Consider the following 18,274-nt stretch of genomic DNA (forward strand, 5'->3'; position numbering starts at 1 on the left):
CTAGTCTATTGGATCATCCTGTTTGAGAAACCGCAGATTTCTCAATATTCCCTTGTATCTGGAGCGCTTCAGTGGCGAATGACGAAACAGATTTTTGAAACGCTCTTCACCCAGCATTTCCCAATCGCCCGTTGTCATATTTAATAAACCTGGTATTGGACTAAATGCAAGCTCCGTGGTAGGTTTGGAAAATCTGTTCCATGGACAAACATCCTGGCAGATATCGCAGCCAAACATCCAGTTGTTGAATTTTCCCTTCATCTCCGATGGGATCAGTAAATCTTTCAGTTCAATAGTAAAATAAGAAATGCACCTGCTGCCATTGATTGTTTTATCAGGTAAAATAGCATCGGTGGGACAAGCTTCAATACAACGGGTACAGGTACCGCAATAATCTTTGGTATATGGATCATCATATTCCAGTTCAAGATCTGTTATTAGGGTTGCTATAAAAAAGAAAGAGCCCGCTTCTTTGTTGATAAGATTACCATTTTTTCCAATCCAGCCAAGTCCGCTTTCCTTTGCCCAGGATCTTTCCAGCACGGGTGCTGAATCTACAAAGCCACGTCCATTCACTTCCCCTGCCAATTCGCGTATGCGAAACAGTAAGTGATGGAGTTTTTCCCTGATCACTTCATGGTAGTCATGACCATATGCATATTTTGAGATCCCTGGTATATTTTTTCCCTGCTCTACTGCCGGATAATAATTCATGAGTAGGGTAATAACAGATTTTGCACCCGGAACCAATTTGCCAGGGTCAACCCGAAGGTCAAAATGATTTGCCATGTATGACATGGTGCCATGGTAATTATTGTTTAACCAGTTTTCAAGGCGCCTTGCATCGTCATCCAGTCGTCTGTTTCTTGCAATTCCACAATGCAGAAATCCAAGTTCAGAAGCATAGCTTTTTATCTTTTCAGAAATTTTAATCTCGAAATTCAAAGAAAAAGTTTTGTTAAAATCAAATTTCTATTATTTTTCGGGTTCTAAACCCATCCTTATGAATATCCGTAGCATCGGCACATTCATTTTTTGTATTCTAATTTCAGTAGTTAACGCCCAGGATAAATCCCCGATCAAATTCGGTAAAATTAGTCCCGAGGATTTTAAGCAACAAGCTCCCACCTTTGATACGAGTGCAAATGCCGTAATTATTTCAGATGTCGGTACTTCCCGAATTTTACCAAATAACTCCGGTGGATTTGGATATGAATTCCAACGCCAATTGCGCGTGAAGATCCTCAATAAAAATGGTCTTGATGCAGGTGATTTCAATATCCCTGTTTATATATCCCGTAATTCAGAAATGAAGGAAGAGTTGCGTGCCCTTAAAGCATTTACCTATAACCTCGAAGGAGGTAAAATAGTGGAAACAAAGCTTGAGAACTCCCAGGTTTTCACGGAAAAGGAAAACCGGAATTATCATATGAAGAAATTTGCCCTACCTGCTTTGAAGGAAGGCTCCATCTTTGAGATCAGTTATACCATCCTCTCCGATTTTCTTTTTGATTTCCGCCCATGGCAGTTCCAGGGCGACTATCCCTGCCTCTGGAGTGAGTATAACGTAGAGATACCTGAATACTACCACTATGTTACATTAACACAGGGTTATCTTCCTTTTCATATCAATAAATCAAAAGAAACATCCCGTACTTTTCTTATCAGGCCGAAAACCGGGCTCGATGCCAATAGCAGGCCCTTTTCCATTGATGGTATGGTTGTTATGAAAACCTGGGTCATAAAAAATGTACCATCCTTAAAGGAAGAAGCATTCACAACAACAATTAATAATCACCGCAGCAAAATAGAATTCCAGCTTTCTGCAATTGTTTATCCCCAAAGTCCGATTGATTATGTTATGAACAGCTGGCCAAAAGTTTCAGAGGATATGATGAAGCATGAAAATTTTGGTCTTCAGTTATCAAAATTCAACGGATGGCTCAAAGACGAATTGGAGAATGTAATTGGTAACACCACTGATCCGCATGAGAAAACAAAGAAAATATTTCAATATGTTAGAGATAATTATACCTGTGTAAGCCGGGGAAGCATTTATACCAGCACAACCCTTAAGAGTATATTCAAACAGAAGAGCGGAACAGCAACCGATTTAAATCTTTTGCTCACGGCAATGCTGGAGCAGGCCGGCATTGAAACTTATCCCGTATTGCTTAGCACGCGTCGTCACGGTTTTACAAATGAGATTTACCCTCTGATGGACCGGTTCAATTATGTGGTTACAGCTGCGCTGGTTGGTGATAATGATTACCTGCTCGATGCCAGCATTCCGGAACTTGGTTTTAATATGCTCGATGAATCATGCTATAACGGTCATGCCCGTGTGTTAACCAAAGATCCACCGGCAATATTTCTTTCATCTGACTCCCTCCTTGAAAAGAAGGTGACCATGGCCTTCATTGTTCCCGAAAACGGACAGTTCAATGGATACGTAAAAACACAGATGGGTTACTATAATTCATTACGGTACCGGCATGCCATTAAACAATCAGGAGAAGCAGGTATCATAGATAAACTCAAGACAAGCCTTGGACCGGATTTTATTGTAAAAGACGCTCGTTTTGATTCACTCACACAGCTTGAGAACCCCATAGCATTGCATTATAATATTTCTCTTAAAGCCGATGATCCGGAAATAATCTATCTCAATCCAATTATCGGTGACGGATACAAAGAGAACCCTTTCAAATCTGCCACCCGCTTATACCCCGTGGAGATGCCATACCGCATTGATGAAACTTACCTCCTTAATCTGGAGATCCCTCAAGGCTATGTTGTTGATGAAATTCCTAAATCAGCAAAAGTGTCCCTGAATGATAGCGACGGTTATTTTGAATACCTGGTATCATATGATAAAACCCGGATTCAACTCCGATGCAGGGTGTTGTTGAATAAAACCACCTTTGTTCAGGAAGATTATGAGATCCTGAGAAATTTCTATGGCTTTATCGTTAATAAGCAGGCAGAACAGATTGTACTCAAAAAAACCGCGAAACCATGAGTAGTCATTTGAAGAAGTTTTTTTTCCTGGCTTCATTCCTTACGGTGGCCAGTTTCAATATATCGGCGAGCGAATATCCATTCATGAGTATCCCGGCACAGCTGGTAAAAAATGCGAATGCAGTAATACGTCTCCAGGAACAGGTAATTGAAATTCATTCCCTGGGAAAGATTACGGTTAAAGATCGCCGTATTGTTACCATCCTTAATGAGTCAGGCGATCATCACGCATATCTTGTTGCGGGTTATTCCAAAATGGTATCTATTGAAAAAATGGATGGAACTTTGTTTGATGCTGCCGGCAACAAAATCCGCAGCTTAAAAAAATCGGAGATCAAAGATGAGAACTACACCATCTCCGGTCAGATGATTGATGATAACCGCTACAAATACCATAATTTTTACCATAGAACTTATCCCTATACAGTAGCATATGAGCTTGAATATAGCCAATCCCAAAGTCTTTCTATTCCTGATTGGACTCCGCTGAGAACCCGGGGAGTTTCGGTGATGCAAAGTAGTTATACTGCCATCATGGACAAAGACTACCAGTTAAGAACAAGGGAGTATAATATATCAAGCCCCGCTGTTATTTCAAACAACGGTTCAAGAAAGATCCTGAAATGGTCGATCACAAACCATCCTGCAATTGTTGGAGAATATGCAGCACCCTCTATAGAAGAGCTGGCACCACATATTACGATATCTCCTTCCACTTTTCGGATCGATGACTTTAACGGCTCCCTCAGCAGTTGGGAAGAATATGGTAATTTTTATGCTAAGCTTAATGCTGGAAGAGATCAGCTACCGGACGCTACCAAACTTAAAGTAAAACAACTGGTTGAAGGATTGAAAAGCGACGAAGAAAAAGTAAAAAAAATTTATAATTATCTCCAGCAAACCACACGCTATGTTGGTGTTCAGCTTGGAATTGGTGGGCTCCGTACTTTCCCTGCCAGTTATGTTGTTGAGAATGGATACGGCGACTGTAAAGCTCTTTCTAATTATATGGTTGCCATGCTCAAAGAAGCAGGGATAAAGGCCCATTATGTTCTTATAGGTGCAGGAGATGATGTCAGGGAATTTCCGCCAGATTTTCCTTCAGATAATTTCAATCATATTGTATGCGCAGTTCCAATGAAAAATGATACTATGTGGCTGGAATGTACCAGCCAAACTCAGGCAGCAGGCTATATGGGAAGCTTTACCGGAAATAGAAATGCACTACTTGTAACAGATGCTGGTGGTAAGCTGGTTCGCACTCCTGCATATAAAAAAGACGATAACCTATTCTGGTCAAAAGTAACCGCAACATTAGAAACCGACGGGAGCCTCAGGGCATCTCTGATTAATCATTACCAGGCACTATGTGGTGATGATGTTCATGCGCGCATCCATCATTATTCAAAAGAGGAACTTCAAAAATACCTGAAGAAGAATATTGACCTGCCGGATTACGACCTCATTTCATTTGACTACAAAGAGTTTGAGGGAAAGCTGCCTGTCATTAAGGAAGACCTGCATATCATTGCGCGTAACTATGCCCAGTTTAGTGGTAAGAGATTATTTATTCTTCCCAATATCGGAAATCGATGGAGCACAAAAATCAATACAGATACCGCACGTCTTTATAACATTGAACTAACTGAAGAAAGGATAGAAAACGATACGGTCCATATAACAATACCGCCGGGTTATCTGGTAGAAAGCAAACCCAAAAACATTGATCTGAAAACTCCATTCGGCTCATACAATTCTATTATAGAATTTACCGACGGAAAGATTATTTATCATCGTAGGTTAGAGCTGAATAAAGGCAATTTTAGCGCCACTGCTTATAATGATCTGGTGGCTTTCTATGATAATATTTATAAGTCTGATAATAGCAGGGTTGTATTAAAGAAATCTGAATAATCCGATTATTGAATCGATTGTTCAACCACCTGCCTGATTTCTTCAAAAATGGTTCTTTTCTGATCGGGGCTGTCAGATTTTGTAAAAACAACTGCAGCATAGCCTTTTCCGCGATGGATCCATGGCCAGGTTCCGCTGATACCGGGGCAGTTTACAAGAATGCCATTCCCTTCGGCATCCTTTTCCTCGATCCAACAGCCAAGGCCGTAGGAATTGCCCTGTGATAAAGGTGAGGTATAAACTATTTTTGCATCGGCAGCCTGTAGTTTCAGGATCTCATTAACAGAACGCTCTGTCAGAATCTGTTTGCCATTGAACTGGCCCTTGTTAAGCAACATCGCCAGGAATTTTATATAATCTTCCGCAGAGGATTTTCCACCCCCTGACGGATTCTCTGCATAGGCATCATCACTCATGAAATTAGTTCTCTTAAAACCAAGATGTTTACCTATACGGTCGCGCACCAGCCTGTCAAAGTTCTTCTTGCTGATGATCTCTAATACTCGTCCAGCTATATTATGACCGATATTTCCATAATAGAATTCAGTTCCCTGTTTTGATTTAAGATTCCTGTCTTTTGCGATGGCATTTACCTCCTCTTCGAGCGTATTATATTTTTTCTTTTTGATGGCAGCCCGGAAGCTGGGAAGATCCGTTTCTATTCCGGTTGTATGTGTTAAACAGTGCCGTAATGTAATATAACCTTTGCTATAACTCTCCAATGCAGGTATATAATCACCAAGGCGATCATCGAGTGATATCTTGCCCTCTTCTACAAAAGTCATGACCAATGCAGCTGTAAGCCATTGGCTTGCCGCGCCAATATTTTCCTGCTGGGTTGTTTTCATCTCACCAAACTCACGTTTATATATATCCTTTCCATCCTTGTAAATGATCATGGCAAAATCAGTCCCGAGATCCTTGCTGTTCTTCTCCAATACAGAAGTAATTGCCGGGATATCAATAAGTCCGGCCCTCAGCTTTGGCTTGGCCTGTGCTAAAACGTTAGCGGACGCTGCCAGTGCCAGGGAAAAGAATAAAGTCTTCATAAGGTTACTCATATACTATGATTAGAAGATAAAATTAAGTGTTGATTGCTGCTCATAACGTTAAAAACCATAGTTATATGTTTTAGACTGAAAAAATTACAGGAAACCAGGGATAATCCTGCTCTGGCGTCAGGTCGTATTGTTTTTTTCTGCCATAGTTACCGGAATAAAAGCTTGGATAGAGGTTTGATGATTGATTATACAACCTAGAAGAAAAAAGAAATATGAACCTGAATAATTTTACCATCAAGGCGGGTGAGCTAATCCAGAATGCACAGCAGTTGGCATTTAATGGGCAGCATACCAATATTGAAACAGAACATTTATTGAAGGCATTGCTCGACCAGTCGGATTCACCCATCGAATATCTTCTTAAGAAAAATGCCGTTAACATTACCCAACTTGAGGCACAGCTTGACCAGTTGATTGATAAGCTTCCAAAGGCACAAGGCGAGCCTGCTCAGGCAATCAGCCGCGATACCAACAATGTGGTACTTCGGGCTGGTTCTGTCCTTAAATCATTTGGCGATGAGTTTGTAACACCTGAACACCTTCTGCTCGCCATTCACCAGGGAAATGATTCAACTGCAAAACTGCTCAAGGATGCCGGACTTACTGAAAAAGGCCTTATTGCCTCTATAAAGGAATTGCGAAAAGGTGATACCATCACTTCCCAGACCCAGGAAACCCAGTTCAATACGCTTAACAAATATGCCAAGAACCTCAATGAACTTGCAAGAAACGGAAAGCTTGACCCCGTGATTGGACGCGATGAAGAGATCAGGCGTACACTTCATATTTTAACGCGTCGTAGCAAGAACAATCCCATCCTTGTGGGTGAGCCAGGGGTTGGTAAAACTGCCATTGCCGAAGGCCTCGCAATGCGCATAATGAATGGTGATGTGCCGGAGAACCTGAAAAGCAAGATAATTTTTGCGCTTGACATGGGCCAGTTGATTGCAGGTGCCAAGTATAAAGGTGAATTTGAAGAACGCCTTAAAGGTGTTGTGAACGAAGTGGCCAAAAGTGATGGTGAGATCATTCTGTTTATTGATGAGATACATACCCTAATAGGCGCAGGTGGTGGAGAAGGGGCAATGGATGCCGCCAATATCCTTAAGCCTGCCTTGGCAAGAGGTGAGTTGAGGGCAATAGGAGCAACTACCCTTAATGAATACCAGAAATATTTTGAGAAAGACAAAGCACTTGAACGGCGTTTCCAGAAAGTAATGATTGATGAACCATCTGTAGATGATGCAATTTCAATTTTGCGCGGAATTAAAGATCGTTATGAAACACACCACCATGTACGCATTAAGGATGAAGCAATTATTGCGGCTGTTGAGTTATCGCACCGTTATATTACAGACCGGTTCCTTCCGGATAAGGCTATTGACCTGATCGATGAAAGTGCTGCAAAACTCAGGCTTGAAATGAATTCAATGCCGGAAGAACTAGACAAACTGGAGCGCCAGATAAGGCAGCTTGAAATTGAACGCGAAGCGATCAAGCGGGAGAATGATGAAGAAAAACTTAAGGAACTAGGAATAGAAATAGGTAACCTGAGTGTTGAGCGTGATACCCTGAAAGCCAAATGGCAGCAGGAAAAAGATATGGTGGAGAAGGTTCAGACAGCAAAAGCATCGATAGAGGATTTGAAGCTTGAAGCTGAGAAAGCAGAGCGTAACGGCGACTATGGAAAAGTAGCCGAAATCCGTTATGGAAAAATCCAGCAGCAGGAAAAGATAATCAATGACCTCAGTGCAGAGTTGAAAGAATACAGCCAGCATAGTAGCAGGCTTATGAAAGAGGAAGTGGATGCAGAAGATATTGCAGAATCAGTTGCTAAAGCTACTGGCATTCCGGTTGCAAAAATGTTGCAGAGTGAAAAAGAAAAGTTACTCCAGCTGGAAGATCACCTGCACGATCGTGTGGTAGGACAGGAAGAAGCGATTACAGCTGTTGCTGATGCCATTCGAAGAAGCAGGGCAGGACTAAGCGACCCCCGCCGACCAATCGGATCATTCATATTCCTTGGTACAACCGGTGTTGGGAAAACAGAATTAGCAAAAGCTCTTGCTGCTTATCTCTTTGATGACGAACACATGATGACAAGGATCGACATGAGTGAATACCAGGAAAAGCATACTGTTTCCCGACTGGTAGGCGCCCCTCCGGGTTATGTTGGTTATGATGAGGGAGGCCAGCTTACCGAATCGGTAAGACGTAAACCATATAGTGTTGTTCTGCTGGATGAAATCGAGAAGGCCCACCCCGATGTTTGGAATGTGATGCTCCAGGTTCTGGATGATGGTCGACTCACCGATAATAAAGGCAGGGTTGTGGATTTCAAGAACACTATTATAATTATGACAAGTAATATCGGAAGTCATATTATACAGGGAAACTTCGAAGATGTTACAGAAGCTAATAAAGAAGAAGTTGTAGATCGTACAAAGCGTGAAGTAATGGACTTGTTAAGGCAGACCATCCGTCCCGAGTTCCTGAACAGGGTCGATGAGATCATTATGTTCCAGCCCCTGATGAAGAATGATATCCGGAACATTATCCGCATTCAGTTAGCTCAATTGCATGAACTCGTCGCAAAGAATAATATACAGCTTAAGTTCAGCGACTATGCAATTGATTTCCTGGCCGAGCATGGATTTGATCCTGTATTTGGTGCTAGGCCTTTAAAAAGACTCATTCAGAAGGAGATCGTCAACCAACTCAGTAAGCGCATACTCATGGGTGATATAGAAAAGGATCGCCCGGTTTTGGTGGATGTATTTGATGGTGTGGTTGTTTTCAGGAATGATTAATTTTAAAGATGTGTTATTATAACCGGCTGATCATTCCGGTCAGCCAATCTATACAATTGGGCGATTATGCCATAGCGCTGCCAGATGGCAGTCCTATGGCATTTCCTGTACAGAGTGGATTTGAATATGCACAATGGCCTATCATTAGAATACCATCCGGTAATGACCTGCCTGAAGCTCTTATGGCACATTGGGAATTTATAGCGCCATGGATGAAAACAATGAAGGATGTCGAGGCAGGCAGGCAAAAATATACGACCCTGAATGCTGTTGGTGAAAAGGTGTTGGAATCAAAACTTTATCGGGAAGCTGCCCTACACCAAAGATGCCTGGTGCCCTCCAGTGGATTTTATGAATGGCGTCACTGGAAGCCGGAGGGGAGTAAGAAAGATGTTGCAATACCCTATTTTGTTCATCTGCCTGCTCAGGAAATTTTCTTTATTGCAGGGGTCTGGAAAAACTGGACCGACCAGGCAACCGGAGAACACCTGACCGGGTTCGCATTACTCACAACTGCTGCCAACTCATTGATGGAACAGGTTCACAATAAGAAAAAACGGATGCCTTTGGTGCTTCCCCCCGAACTGGCATTGGAATGGATAAAGCCGGAATTATCAGAAGAACGCATTCATGAATTATCCACCTACCAGGCAGATGCTGCCCTGATGAAAGCAAGCCCCATCCGTAAAGATTTTCGAACTGCCCTTGATCCCCTTGAACGCTGTTCTTATGAGGGCTTACCTGAACTAAATCTTTAATATGGTCAGGTTTACAGCACTTATAGAGAAATTCGGACAGATGGGAGAAAAAACCGGCTGGACCTATGTTAAAGTTCCTGCGGCAATTGCAGTAAAGCTTAAACCGGGTTGCAGGAAGTCGTTTCGGGTCAGGGGAAAAATGGATGATCACGAAATTTCGGGAATGGCGATGATACCCATGGGGGAGGGGGATTTCATTCTGGCACTAAAAACAGAGTTGCGAAGAAAGCTTTCAAAACGTGCCGGCGATATGCTCAAACTTGCTCTGGAAGAGGATAAGGTCCCCTATGAGCTAAATCCCGATCTTTTGCTATGTCTGAAAGATGAGCCCGATGCGTTTGCCTATTTTAATACACTTGCGTCATCACACAAAGTGTATTTCAGCAAATGGATCGATTCGGCAAAAACCGAAGAAACAAAAGCCAGCCGCATTGCCGAAGCAGTTATAGCCCTTTCAAAGGGCTGGGGATACCCTGAAATGTTAAGGGCCAGGAAGGCCTGAACAATTGTAGCCGGCTTTTGTTGATATATTTACAAACCAAAGCCCTGCCAAACAGAACAAACCATGATAAATCAGAATAAATTAGAGATCATAGAGCCTCGGACAGTATGGATCGGGGAAGAAAAGGCAGAATTGAGCCTGGTAATGTATGGCGATTATGAAAGTGAAGCCTGTGCTAAAGCACAGGATGTCATCGATCTTTTGCTCAAACAGTATGATGGGCGTATTCGATTCCAGTTCCGTCATTTTCCCCTAACCCGAATCCACCAATTTGCCCATAAGGCAGCCGAGGCAGCCGTGGCTGCTGTTCAGGAAGGAAAATTTTGGGAAATGCATCATCTTCTTTTTGCGCATCGTAAAAGGTTGGGATCCATTAGTTTAAAAGAATATGCTTTTGAAGCTGGTGTTAAAGACAAGAATTTCATTCCAAAATTGGTCGACTCGGTTTATGGCTGGACGGTAAGGGCCGATTTGCTCGAAGGAGTAGGAAAAGGAGTTCGGGATGTTCCTGCTCTATTTATAAATGACCAGCTTTATGACGGCAAGTTTACACAGCCTGCCTTGTCGAAAACCCTCCTGGAAAGGTTGCCCGCTAGGAAGAAAAGGGCGTAAGAATCCTGAAAACAGGTACCTTTGCAGCCTTATTTTTTAGAATATGCTGTTGTTTAAGGAGTTTACATTTGATTCTGCTCATTTCCTTCCAAATGTTCCTGAAGGCCATAAATGTAAAGAAATGCATGGCCATACCTACCGGTTAAGGGTATGGGTGGAGGGCCCCTTGCACCCCCAACTCGGGTGGGTCATGGATTTTGCCGACCTTAAAAAAGTGGTTAAACCGGTGATTGAAAGTCTGGATCATAAATGTCTGAACAAACTCCCGGATTTAGAGAATCCAACATGTGAACGCATAGCTGTTTATATCTGGGATAAAGTGAAACCGCAGCTACCCTTACTTGTTAGGGTGGAACTCCATGAAACCCCTACATCAGGGGTTATCTACGATGGGAAATAACGATTTGGAAACATGTATTTTAGGGTTAAAAAGCTTAACTTTCTGATCCTTATAAATATTGTTAACCATTAATAAGTTACACCATGAACACAAATGCAGAAGACCTGAAGAATGCTGCCTCCGAAGGCGCTGAAAAAGCAGCAGATAAAGTTGAAAATTCCTGGGAGAAATTTGAAGATAAAGCAGAAGAGACCTGGGATAAGGTGGAAGACAAAGCGGAAGCCCTCTGGAAGCAGTTACAGGCAAAAACTGGATTCAGTGATGAGAAAATCAATGACCTGAAACAAAAAGCTTCCGGCCGGTATGAAGATATGAAAGCTGAGGTGGAAACCTGGGATGATGAAGCTAAAGAAAAGTGGGAAGAACTAAAAGGAAAAGCAGGTGGCTGGTGGGCAAGCATCAAAGATAAATTTGATGGTGACGATAACAAAACAGCTTAAGATTATTATAATTAAACTGCCTGGATTTACCAGGCAGTTTTTTTTGCAATCCTATTGGCCATTCCCTGAAAGATGAAATAATGGAAAGGAAGCATTGCATACCAGTATAATCTTCCCCCCAAACCCCTTGGCCTGAACGTTGCCGTTTGCTGCAAATAGTTTTTATTGTCTTTATTGATCACCCTGAATTCAAGCCAGGCTTCGCCGGGTAATTTCATTTCGGCGTAAAGAAGTAATCTCTTTTCCTTTTTATCCGCAATCAATACACGCCAGAAATCCAACGCATCACCACTATGGATCTCGAACTTATTTGTTCTGCCCCGCCTTAATCCAACCCCTCCCGCCATTTTATCCATGATGCCTCTTGTTCGCCATAACCAGTTTCCATAATACCATCCCTGTTGCCCGCCGATCTGCCAGATATTATTCATCACCGGTTCTGTCTCTCCCTTGATCTCTTTTACCTTCTGGTCAATAAAACATCCGAAGCTTGGAACTTCTATCCTGTTCATCCAGTCGGTGGGAGTGGATGAGGCAACAAATGCATCTTTCCAGCTACTTAATACCAGGTTCTGCTCAATTTTCTGAAACGCCAGCGATACTGATTCCTGGTAGGGTAACAATGTTATTCCCAATACCGACGCAAGATCATTTGGCCGGCAAATGACAGGGATCTTCATACTATCCACAAGATTCACCGCCAGGGGGTATGAAGTTGAAGTAATAAAATATAGCCAGTAAGATGATAGTCGGGGTGTCATTACCGGCAAGGTATATATCCATCTTTTGAGGGATCGCACTTCGGCAAATTTTAAAAGCATCTCCCGGTAACTAAGAATCTCTGGTCCACCGATATCAAAATCACGGTTATAAAATTCAGGACGATTCATAACACCTGCAAGAAACTGTATTACATTCCGAATGGCGATAGGCTGACAGGATGTGTTAAGCCATTTTGGTGTCACCATCACCGGCAACTTTTCAACCAAGTCGCGGATTATTTCAAAGGATGCGCTCCCTGATCCAACAATTATACCCGCCCTTAATGTTGTAACCGGAATTCTACCGCCACGAAGAATTTTTTCAACCGCCAGCCTTGAAGAAAGATGTCGTGACAATTGTTTTTCATTAACGATTCCACTGAGGTAGATCACCTGCTGACAATTAGTAGGCTCAAGTAAGTGCAGGAATTTTTCTGCCGATCTTGTTTCCATGCCGCTGAAATCATTATCAGCACTCATCGAATGAACAAGATAATAGGCAATATCAATATTTTCGGGAAAGCAGGAGGGTGAACTCTCCTCCAGGAGGTCCACCTCAATCACCGATAACTGGGGATGCTGATGTTCTTCCTCAAACCGCCTTCGGTTGCGTACACTGCAAACCAACTCGTGCCCTGCTTCCAGCAGGGTTGGAATAAGCCTCTGCCCTATATAACCATTTGCTCCGGTAATGAGGATGCGCATTTCCTCATAACAGGGATGGCATGGATTATGTTGATACAACCTTAAGACCAGGCAATAATAAAATGTTCTGATTATCGTTTTTTTGCGTAGAAGGGCCTTAATCGGTAACTTGCCGCTGGTCCTATGATAAAAAACCGTTTATGAAATTGAAGTTAGTAGTAGGAGGGCTCTTTGCCCTTCCAGTAGTGTTAAGTGTGATTGGTTGTGAAACTGTTTATTCCAAAGAACAGCAAACCAAGGGTGCAGATAGTAGTGTTGTTGGTGCAGATACAACGGATAAATCTGTTTCCACTTCTGCCTCCACCACAGTAGCCCCCCTCTCAAATGTTGATACAGCAGTATTTAATAAAAAGATCAATTATATCGCCAATGGCGATACAACTGGACGTTGGCCGGTAAAAACCGATTACCCGGTTAATGGTGCAATTCTGCCTTTTAAACGAATCATTGCTTATTATGGGAATCTCTACAGCACCCGGATGGGTATACTGGGAGAGTTGCCGCCAGCTCAAATGCTTAGCAGGTTGAAAGACGAGGCTAAAAAATGGGAGGCCGCTGATCCGGAAATGCCGGTTCAACCTGCACTGCACTATATTGCCGTTACCGCACAGGGTAGTCCGGGTAAAGGAGGAAAATATCGTCTCCGCATGCCCTTCCACCAGATCGATTCAGTTCTCAATATGGCTAAGAAGATCGACGCCATTGTATTTCTTGATATCCAGGTTGGACTTAGTAGCCTTCAGTCAGAAATTCCGGAGCTCGAAAAATACCTTAGCATGCCTAATGTTCACCTCGGCATTGATCCTGAATTTTCAATGAAAGGGGGACAGGCACCGGGAAAAGCTGTCGGCACATTCGATGCTTCAGATATCAATTATGCAACTGAATATCTTGCCGACCTCGTAAAGAAGAATAATCTGCCTGCCAAAGTTCTGGTGGTTCACCGCTTCACCCAGAAAATGGTTACCAATTATAAGCAGATCAAAACACGTCCTGAAGTTCAGGTGGTAATGCATATGGATGGATGGGGAGCTCCTGCGCGCAAGATCAATACCTACCGCTTATTTGTACAAAGAGAACCCGTTGAATTCACAGGCTTCAAGATCTTCTATAAGAATGATCTGAGGGAAACACCTTCGAGGATAATGACACCAGAAGAGTTGCTTAAACTCAGACCAATGCCGATCTATATTCAATACCAGTAATAAAACTGACTATCACCGATCCTCAGAATACCTATGACCAGTGAACAGGAACATTATCTCCAACTTGCTATTCAGCAATCTGATAAAGGTATGGAAGAGGGCCATGGCGGACCCTTTGGATGTGTAATCGTAAAAGACGGAAAAGTTCTGGTTGCTACCCATAACAAAGTGTTGTCAACTAATGATCCCACTGCACATGCTGAAGTAGTAGCGATCAGGGAAGCGTGTCATCTGCTGAATGATTTCCAATTAACCGGATGTGAACTGTATGCTTCCTGTGAACCCTGCCCCATGTGCATGGGCGCTATTTACTGGGCAAGGCCAGGCAAGGTTTATTTTGCAGCAACGAAGAAGGATGCAGCTGAAGCTGGGTTTGATGATTCATTTATTTATGAAGAGATGGATGTAGATTATGGCGACCGAAAGATTCCATTCATCAATCTTCCACTCGAAGCTGCAAAGCAGGTTTTTGAAAAATGGAAAGCTAAAACGGATAAGATTCTTTACTGAGTTTGCAGCATACGCAATACTACAAACGCAATAACTACCAGTGTAAGCAGTAATACAACTGCAAGTAAAACCCAGGGATTTCCCTTCCATTTTCTTTCTTCCCTTTTCTGTTTCTTTTGCTGCAGGAATTTTTTAAGATCCTGGTTTAGTTGGGTGACCAGCTCCTGAAGTTGTTCTTTATTTCCAAATTCCTGCAGTCCTTCCAGGGCATCTGCGGCAAATTCATTCTGGCCAAGCCATTCTTCCACTGCATGCTGGTCTGAATGAGATAACCTCCCGCTGATATAATCCATCAGAAGCTGGTTGTCAATATCCTTATTGCTGTTTGCCAATATGTTCAACAATTGCTTGTTCATTGGTGCTCCTTTTGCTGAAGCCTCTTGAGTATCATGAGTTTCAGGTTTCGTTTGCCATTCTGGATGAAACTCTTCACCTGCAAAAGGCTGAATCCTGTTTCTTCAGATACCTGCTGATAGCTTTTCTTATTCAGGTAAAATAAAGTTATACATTGCTGCTGGTCGGCACTGAGTGTTTGTAAACCCTCATGCATCCAATCCAGCAGCTGGTCTTTTTCACGGATAGCATTTATAGCCGTTTCATCTTCGGGTAAAAAGGTATGGTCATTCAGTTCAAGGGCTTTCCGGTGTTTGTTGCGGAACTGCATCAGGCAGTGATTCTTCGCGATCATGTAAAGCCATGATTTGAAATATTCCACCCGGTATTTTTCAAGTTCTGTAATGGCCTTCAAAAAGATCTGTTGCACTGCATCCCTGGCTGCCTCTTCATTCTTCAGGTATTTCATGCATACACCCAACAATAATAAAGTGTATCGCTGTAGCAAAATGCCAAGCCACTCTTTGTTATGATCGGCATAAAAGCGGTCAAGCAATTCTTTTTCACTTATATGATTGTACCTGTCTGCGTTCACAACAACAATTTATTGTTTTTTTGTAAGATGCCGGTATAGGCTATTTCCATAATTTGTGCCTTCATATGATTAGTGACCGTATTTATATACCTGTTGTTGCCGTTTGCCCGGTAAGGGCTGCGGCCGACCATCGCAGTGAAATGACCAGCCAGCTCCTGTTGGGAGAACAGGTTCATATATTAGATGAAATCAATAAAGAGTGGCTTTTCATTCGCTCCATCCATGATGGTTACGAAGGGTGGTGCCAGAAGATACAACTGGCATCATTAACCGATGATTCTGTTTCCATCAAAGGATATTTCAGTGGTACGGCTGGCGTTGCTAACGTAAACGGGCAGCCGATGCCTGTTTTCCTGGGCACACCAGTTTATGAGGCAACCATAAATGGCGGTGGTTATTCTATTTCTTTTGAGGGATTATCGATCACACCATCCGGAGCTGATATCAGAACTATTTTATATCAGCATGCATTGGAATACCTGAACACTTCCTATTTATGGGGTGGACGTACAACCGCAGGGATAGATTGCAGTGGGTTTGCACAGATGGTATATCGCCATGCAGGAATTCATCTCCTTCGCGATGCTTATCTGCAGGCTACGGAAGGTATGTCGGTTGGCTTTTTACAGGAAGCAAAATGTGGTGACCTGGCTTTCTTTGAAGAAGATGATGGTCGCATCACCCATGTGGGGATCTTGCTGAACGATCATGAGATCATCCATGCCTCCGGTAAGGTCCGCATAGATAGTATTGATCATGCAGGAATAATAAACCGCGACACTGGTAAACGAACCCACCAGCTGCGTATCATCAAGCGCTACCTGGATTAAATAGTTTTCTTATCCAATTTAACAGGAGGCTGTCCCAGCCAAGCAATTTGAAAGCAGTATAGAAAAGTATACCCGCGAAGATCTTTTTCATTAGCACTGTATCTATTTTGGCGGCGATCTTTCCCCCAAAATGACCACCGAAAATAAAACCTATTGCCAATAGTCCTATGATCCTGAAATCAATCGGGTTTGCAGTGTCTTTACAGTACTTATAATATTGAAGGAAGCCCAGTACAACTACCGGTAATGTAAGTACGCCCAGAGAAGTACCCTGGGCCTGGTGCTGGGTATAATTAAAAAAATAGATCAGCAGGGGAACTAGTATAATGCCACCACCCACACCAACCAATCCGCTGAGCACACCTGCGGCCAGCCCAATGACAATGATGGTGATCAGTTCTGGTATATTCATGTGCTAACGGAGATGGATAGCTTATTTCTGGAATGTTTCTTTATAGAATTCGATCGCTTCCTGGATGATCTCGAGAGCAGTTGCTTTATCCTGGAATTCATTTACGACAACTGTCTTGTTCTCCAGTTTTTTATATTCTTCAAAGAAATGACGTAGCTCTTCAAAAAAATGCTTGGGTAACTCTTCTATATTATTATAGTAGTTAACACTTGGATCATTAGCAGCAACAGCAATTATCTTATCATCTGCATCACCGCCATCAATCATACGCATTACACCCACAACCTTTGCCTCCATCAGGCACATGGCCTGTACGGGCTGTGATGTGATCACCAGGATATCAAGCGGATCTTTATCACCACCATATGTTTTAGGTATAAAACCATAATTGCAGGGATAATAAAAGGAGGAATAAATAATCCTGTCCAGCTTTAATAATCCGCTGTCTTTATCGATCTCATATTTAGCCCTTGAACCCTGTGGTATTTCAATTACGGCGGTAACAACACGTGGAGCATGTTCGCCTGTTGGAACGCCATGCCATGGATGTGAAACGGTGAGCATAAATTATTTCAGTTTTTGGTTAAGATGAACCCGGCTGCTGTTGCACCAAAACCCAGCAGCAAAGTGGCTGCAATATACGACAGGGCGGTGGAGTAGTGGCCACCCTGTAACAATTGTACATTTTCTGTGCTGAAGGCCGAATAGGTGGTGAACCCCCCGCAAAGCCCGGTGGCCAGCAAGAGCCGCATGGCATCATCAGTGCCGGGCCGGTTATAAAAGCCTACGACCAACCCAATGATCAATGATCCTATTACATTCACCGTTAGCGTAGCCCAGGGGAAATGTGAAGGCCTGATCAGCTGGCTGGCTGCATAACGTAGCACAGAACCCACCATACCGCCCAGGGCAACGAAGAGGTAATTTCTCAGCATAATCAGTGGATATCTTTAAAGTCCACCAGCCACTCTCCATTTATTTTCACAATACGCACGGTGGTGGTATCCTTATTCTTATAAGTATTTGTATAAGTGTAATTCACAGTGGAGTCATTCACTGTTTCAATATTTACCGGAAGGATATTGGCATCCTTGAAGCGCATGCGTTCTTCAGTATCCAGTTTATTATAGAAATCGTTTTTCCATTTATCGAAGATCATCTGGTTGGTAGAATCTTTCAATAGATAGAATTCAGCCTTGGCCATATTGCCATCCAATGATGCACGGATGAATTCTCTACCTGCATCCTGTGCATCTTCCGCCTTTTTAAAGGCAGCATCATTGGTGCAGGAACCGAATAGGCAGGTGATAAGTAAGGCGTTCAATAGGAGGGTGTTCTGCTTCATACCCACAAACTTAAATAAAAAGGCGTCAGTAAGATACCGACGCCTTTATTTGGTTTTTAC

General features: G+C 42.8%; 20 protein-coding genes. 11 read left to right on the forward strand and 9 right to left on the reverse strand.

What is annotated here, in order from left to right; translation table 11 throughout:
* Positions 1 to 945, reverse strand: coding sequence for a tRNA epoxyqueuosine(34) reductase QueG (gene queG, locus V6M43_RS17135; RefSeq protein ID WP_332737409.1), 945 nt, complete (start codon positions 943 to 945; stop codon positions 1 to 3).
* A gap of 58 nt (positions 946 to 1,003) precedes the next feature.
* Between queG and V6M43_RS17140 the strand changes: the two genes are divergently transcribed.
* On the forward strand, positions 1,004 to 3,022 hold the full coding sequence (locus tag V6M43_RS17140) for a DUF3857 domain-containing protein (RefSeq protein ID WP_332737411.1): 2,019 nt from the start codon (positions 1,004 to 1,006) through the stop codon (positions 3,020 to 3,022).
* Positions 3,019 to 4,935 (forward strand): DUF3857 domain-containing protein, encoded by a 1,917-nt coding sequence (locus V6M43_RS17145; protein ID WP_332737413.1) that lies wholly within the window; start codon positions 3,019 to 3,021, stop codon positions 4,933 to 4,935. The genes V6M43_RS17140 and V6M43_RS17145 overlap by 4 nt, the downstream gene beginning before the upstream one ends.
* Before the next feature lie 5 nt (positions 4,936 to 4,940).
* Here V6M43_RS17145 and V6M43_RS17150 read toward each other — a convergent pair whose 3' ends face one another.
* The gene (locus V6M43_RS17150; RefSeq protein WP_332737415.1) at positions 4,941 to 5,996 is read right to left on the reverse strand and encodes a serine hydrolase domain-containing protein; all 1,056 of its coding nucleotides are present in this window, start codon (positions 5,994 to 5,996) and stop codon (positions 4,941 to 4,943) included.
* Positions 5,997 to 6,208: 212 nt separating this feature from the next.
* On the opposite strand from V6M43_RS17150, the gene clpB reads away from it, so the two are divergent.
* The 6 genes from clpB to V6M43_RS17180 all read left to right on the forward strand — a co-directional run bounded on the left by clpB (position 6,209) and on the right by V6M43_RS17180 (position 11,518).
* Complete coding sequence (gene clpB, locus V6M43_RS17155) at positions 6,209 to 8,806, forward strand: ATP-dependent chaperone ClpB (protein WP_332737416.1); 2,598 nt, start codon at positions 6,209 to 6,211, stop codon at positions 8,804 to 8,806.
* Positions 8,807 to 8,814: 8 nt separating this feature from the next.
* Positions 8,815 to 9,564, forward strand: a complete 750-nt coding sequence (locus V6M43_RS17160) for an SOS response-associated peptidase (RefSeq protein WP_332737418.1) — start codon at positions 8,815 to 8,817, stop codon at positions 9,562 to 9,564.
* 1 nt (position 9,565) lies between these two features.
* A complete protein-coding gene (locus tag V6M43_RS17165; protein ID WP_332737420.1) occupies positions 9,566 to 10,066 on the forward strand; it encodes a YdeI/OmpD-associated family protein in 501 nt (166 codons plus the stop codon).
* Positions 10,067 to 10,129: 63 nt separating this feature from the next.
* A complete protein-coding gene (locus V6M43_RS17170; protein ID WP_332737421.1) occupies positions 10,130 to 10,678 on the forward strand; it encodes a DsbA family protein in 549 nt (182 codons plus the stop codon).
* A 43-nt stretch (positions 10,679 to 10,721) separates the two neighbouring features.
* On the forward strand, positions 10,722 to 11,078 hold the full coding sequence (queD, locus tag V6M43_RS17175) for a 6-carboxytetrahydropterin synthase QueD (protein ID WP_332737422.1): 357 nt from the start codon (positions 10,722 to 10,724) through the stop codon (positions 11,076 to 11,078).
* Between the two features lie 83 nt (positions 11,079 to 11,161).
* The gene (locus V6M43_RS17180; RefSeq protein ID WP_332737423.1) at positions 11,162 to 11,518 is read left to right on the forward strand and encodes a hypothetical protein; all 357 of its coding nucleotides are present in this window, start codon (positions 11,162 to 11,164) and stop codon (positions 11,516 to 11,518) included.
* 26 nt (positions 11,519 to 11,544) lie between these two features.
* Here V6M43_RS17180 and V6M43_RS17185 read toward each other — a convergent pair whose 3' ends face one another.
* Complete coding sequence (locus tag V6M43_RS17185) at positions 11,545 to 12,984, reverse strand: SDR family oxidoreductase (RefSeq protein WP_332737424.1); 1,440 nt, start codon at positions 12,982 to 12,984, stop codon at positions 11,545 to 11,547.
* Between the two features lie 140 nt (positions 12,985 to 13,124).
* Here V6M43_RS17185 and V6M43_RS17190 point away from each other — a divergent pair, with 140 nt between their 5' ends.
* The gene (locus V6M43_RS17190; protein ID WP_332737425.1) at positions 13,125 to 14,189 is read left to right on the forward strand and encodes a hypothetical protein; all 1,065 of its coding nucleotides are present in this window, start codon (positions 13,125 to 13,127) and stop codon (positions 14,187 to 14,189) included.
* Positions 14,190 to 14,222: 33 nt separating this feature from the next.
* Positions 14,223 to 14,699, forward strand: a complete 477-nt coding sequence (locus tag V6M43_RS17195) for a nucleoside deaminase (RefSeq protein ID WP_332737427.1) — start codon at positions 14,223 to 14,225, stop codon at positions 14,697 to 14,699.
* Here the strand turns inward: V6M43_RS17195 and V6M43_RS17200 are convergent.
* Positions 14,693 to 15,055 (reverse strand): hypothetical protein, encoded by a 363-nt coding sequence (locus tag V6M43_RS17200; RefSeq protein ID WP_332737429.1) that lies wholly within the window; start codon positions 15,053 to 15,055, stop codon positions 14,693 to 14,695. The genes V6M43_RS17195 and V6M43_RS17200 overlap by 7 nt on opposite strands.
* Positions 15,052 to 15,627: an RNA polymerase sigma factor gene (locus tag V6M43_RS17205; RefSeq protein WP_052323852.1), complete on the reverse strand. Its 576-nt coding sequence runs from the start codon at positions 15,625 to 15,627 to the stop codon at positions 15,052 to 15,054. Before V6M43_RS17205 ends, V6M43_RS17200 begins: the two co-directional genes overlap by 4 nt.
* A 65-nt stretch (positions 15,628 to 15,692) precedes the next feature.
* Between V6M43_RS17205 and V6M43_RS17210 the strand changes: the two genes are divergently transcribed.
* Positions 15,693 to 16,457 (forward strand): C40 family peptidase, encoded by a 765-nt coding sequence (locus V6M43_RS17210; protein ID WP_332737432.1) that lies wholly within the window; start codon positions 15,693 to 15,695, stop codon positions 16,455 to 16,457.
* On the opposite strand, the gene V6M43_RS17215 is transcribed toward V6M43_RS17210, so the two are convergent.
* Genes V6M43_RS17215 through V6M43_RS17230 form a run of 4 tightly spaced genes read right to left on the reverse strand, consistent with a single transcriptional unit; the run spans position 16,438 to position 18,214 of the window.
* Positions 16,438 to 16,869: a TSUP family transporter gene (locus tag V6M43_RS17215; RefSeq protein WP_332737434.1), complete on the reverse strand. Its 432-nt coding sequence runs from the start codon at positions 16,867 to 16,869 to the stop codon at positions 16,438 to 16,440. The two genes, V6M43_RS17210 and V6M43_RS17215, sit on opposite strands and share 20 nt — an antisense overlap.
* Before the next feature lie 21 nt (positions 16,870 to 16,890).
* Entirely contained in the window at positions 16,891 to 17,433 is a 543-nt protein-coding gene (locus V6M43_RS17220; RefSeq protein ID WP_332737436.1) for an inorganic diphosphatase, read from the reverse strand.
* Positions 17,434 to 17,441: 8 nt separating this feature from the next.
* Entirely contained in the window at positions 17,442 to 17,804 is a 363-nt protein-coding gene (gene crcB / locus V6M43_RS17225; protein WP_332737438.1) for a fluoride efflux transporter CrcB, read from the reverse strand.
* 2 nt (positions 17,805 to 17,806) lie between these two features.
* Positions 17,807 to 18,214, reverse strand: coding sequence for a hypothetical protein (locus V6M43_RS17230; RefSeq protein ID WP_332737440.1), 408 nt, complete (start codon positions 18,212 to 18,214; stop codon positions 17,807 to 17,809).
* Between the last annotated feature and the right edge of the window lie 60 nt (positions 18,215 to 18,274).

The sequence above is a fragment of the Flavihumibacter sp. genome, assembly GCF_036676075.1.
Lineage (GTDB): Bacteria > Bacteroidota > Bacteroidia > Chitinophagales > Chitinophagaceae > Flavihumibacter.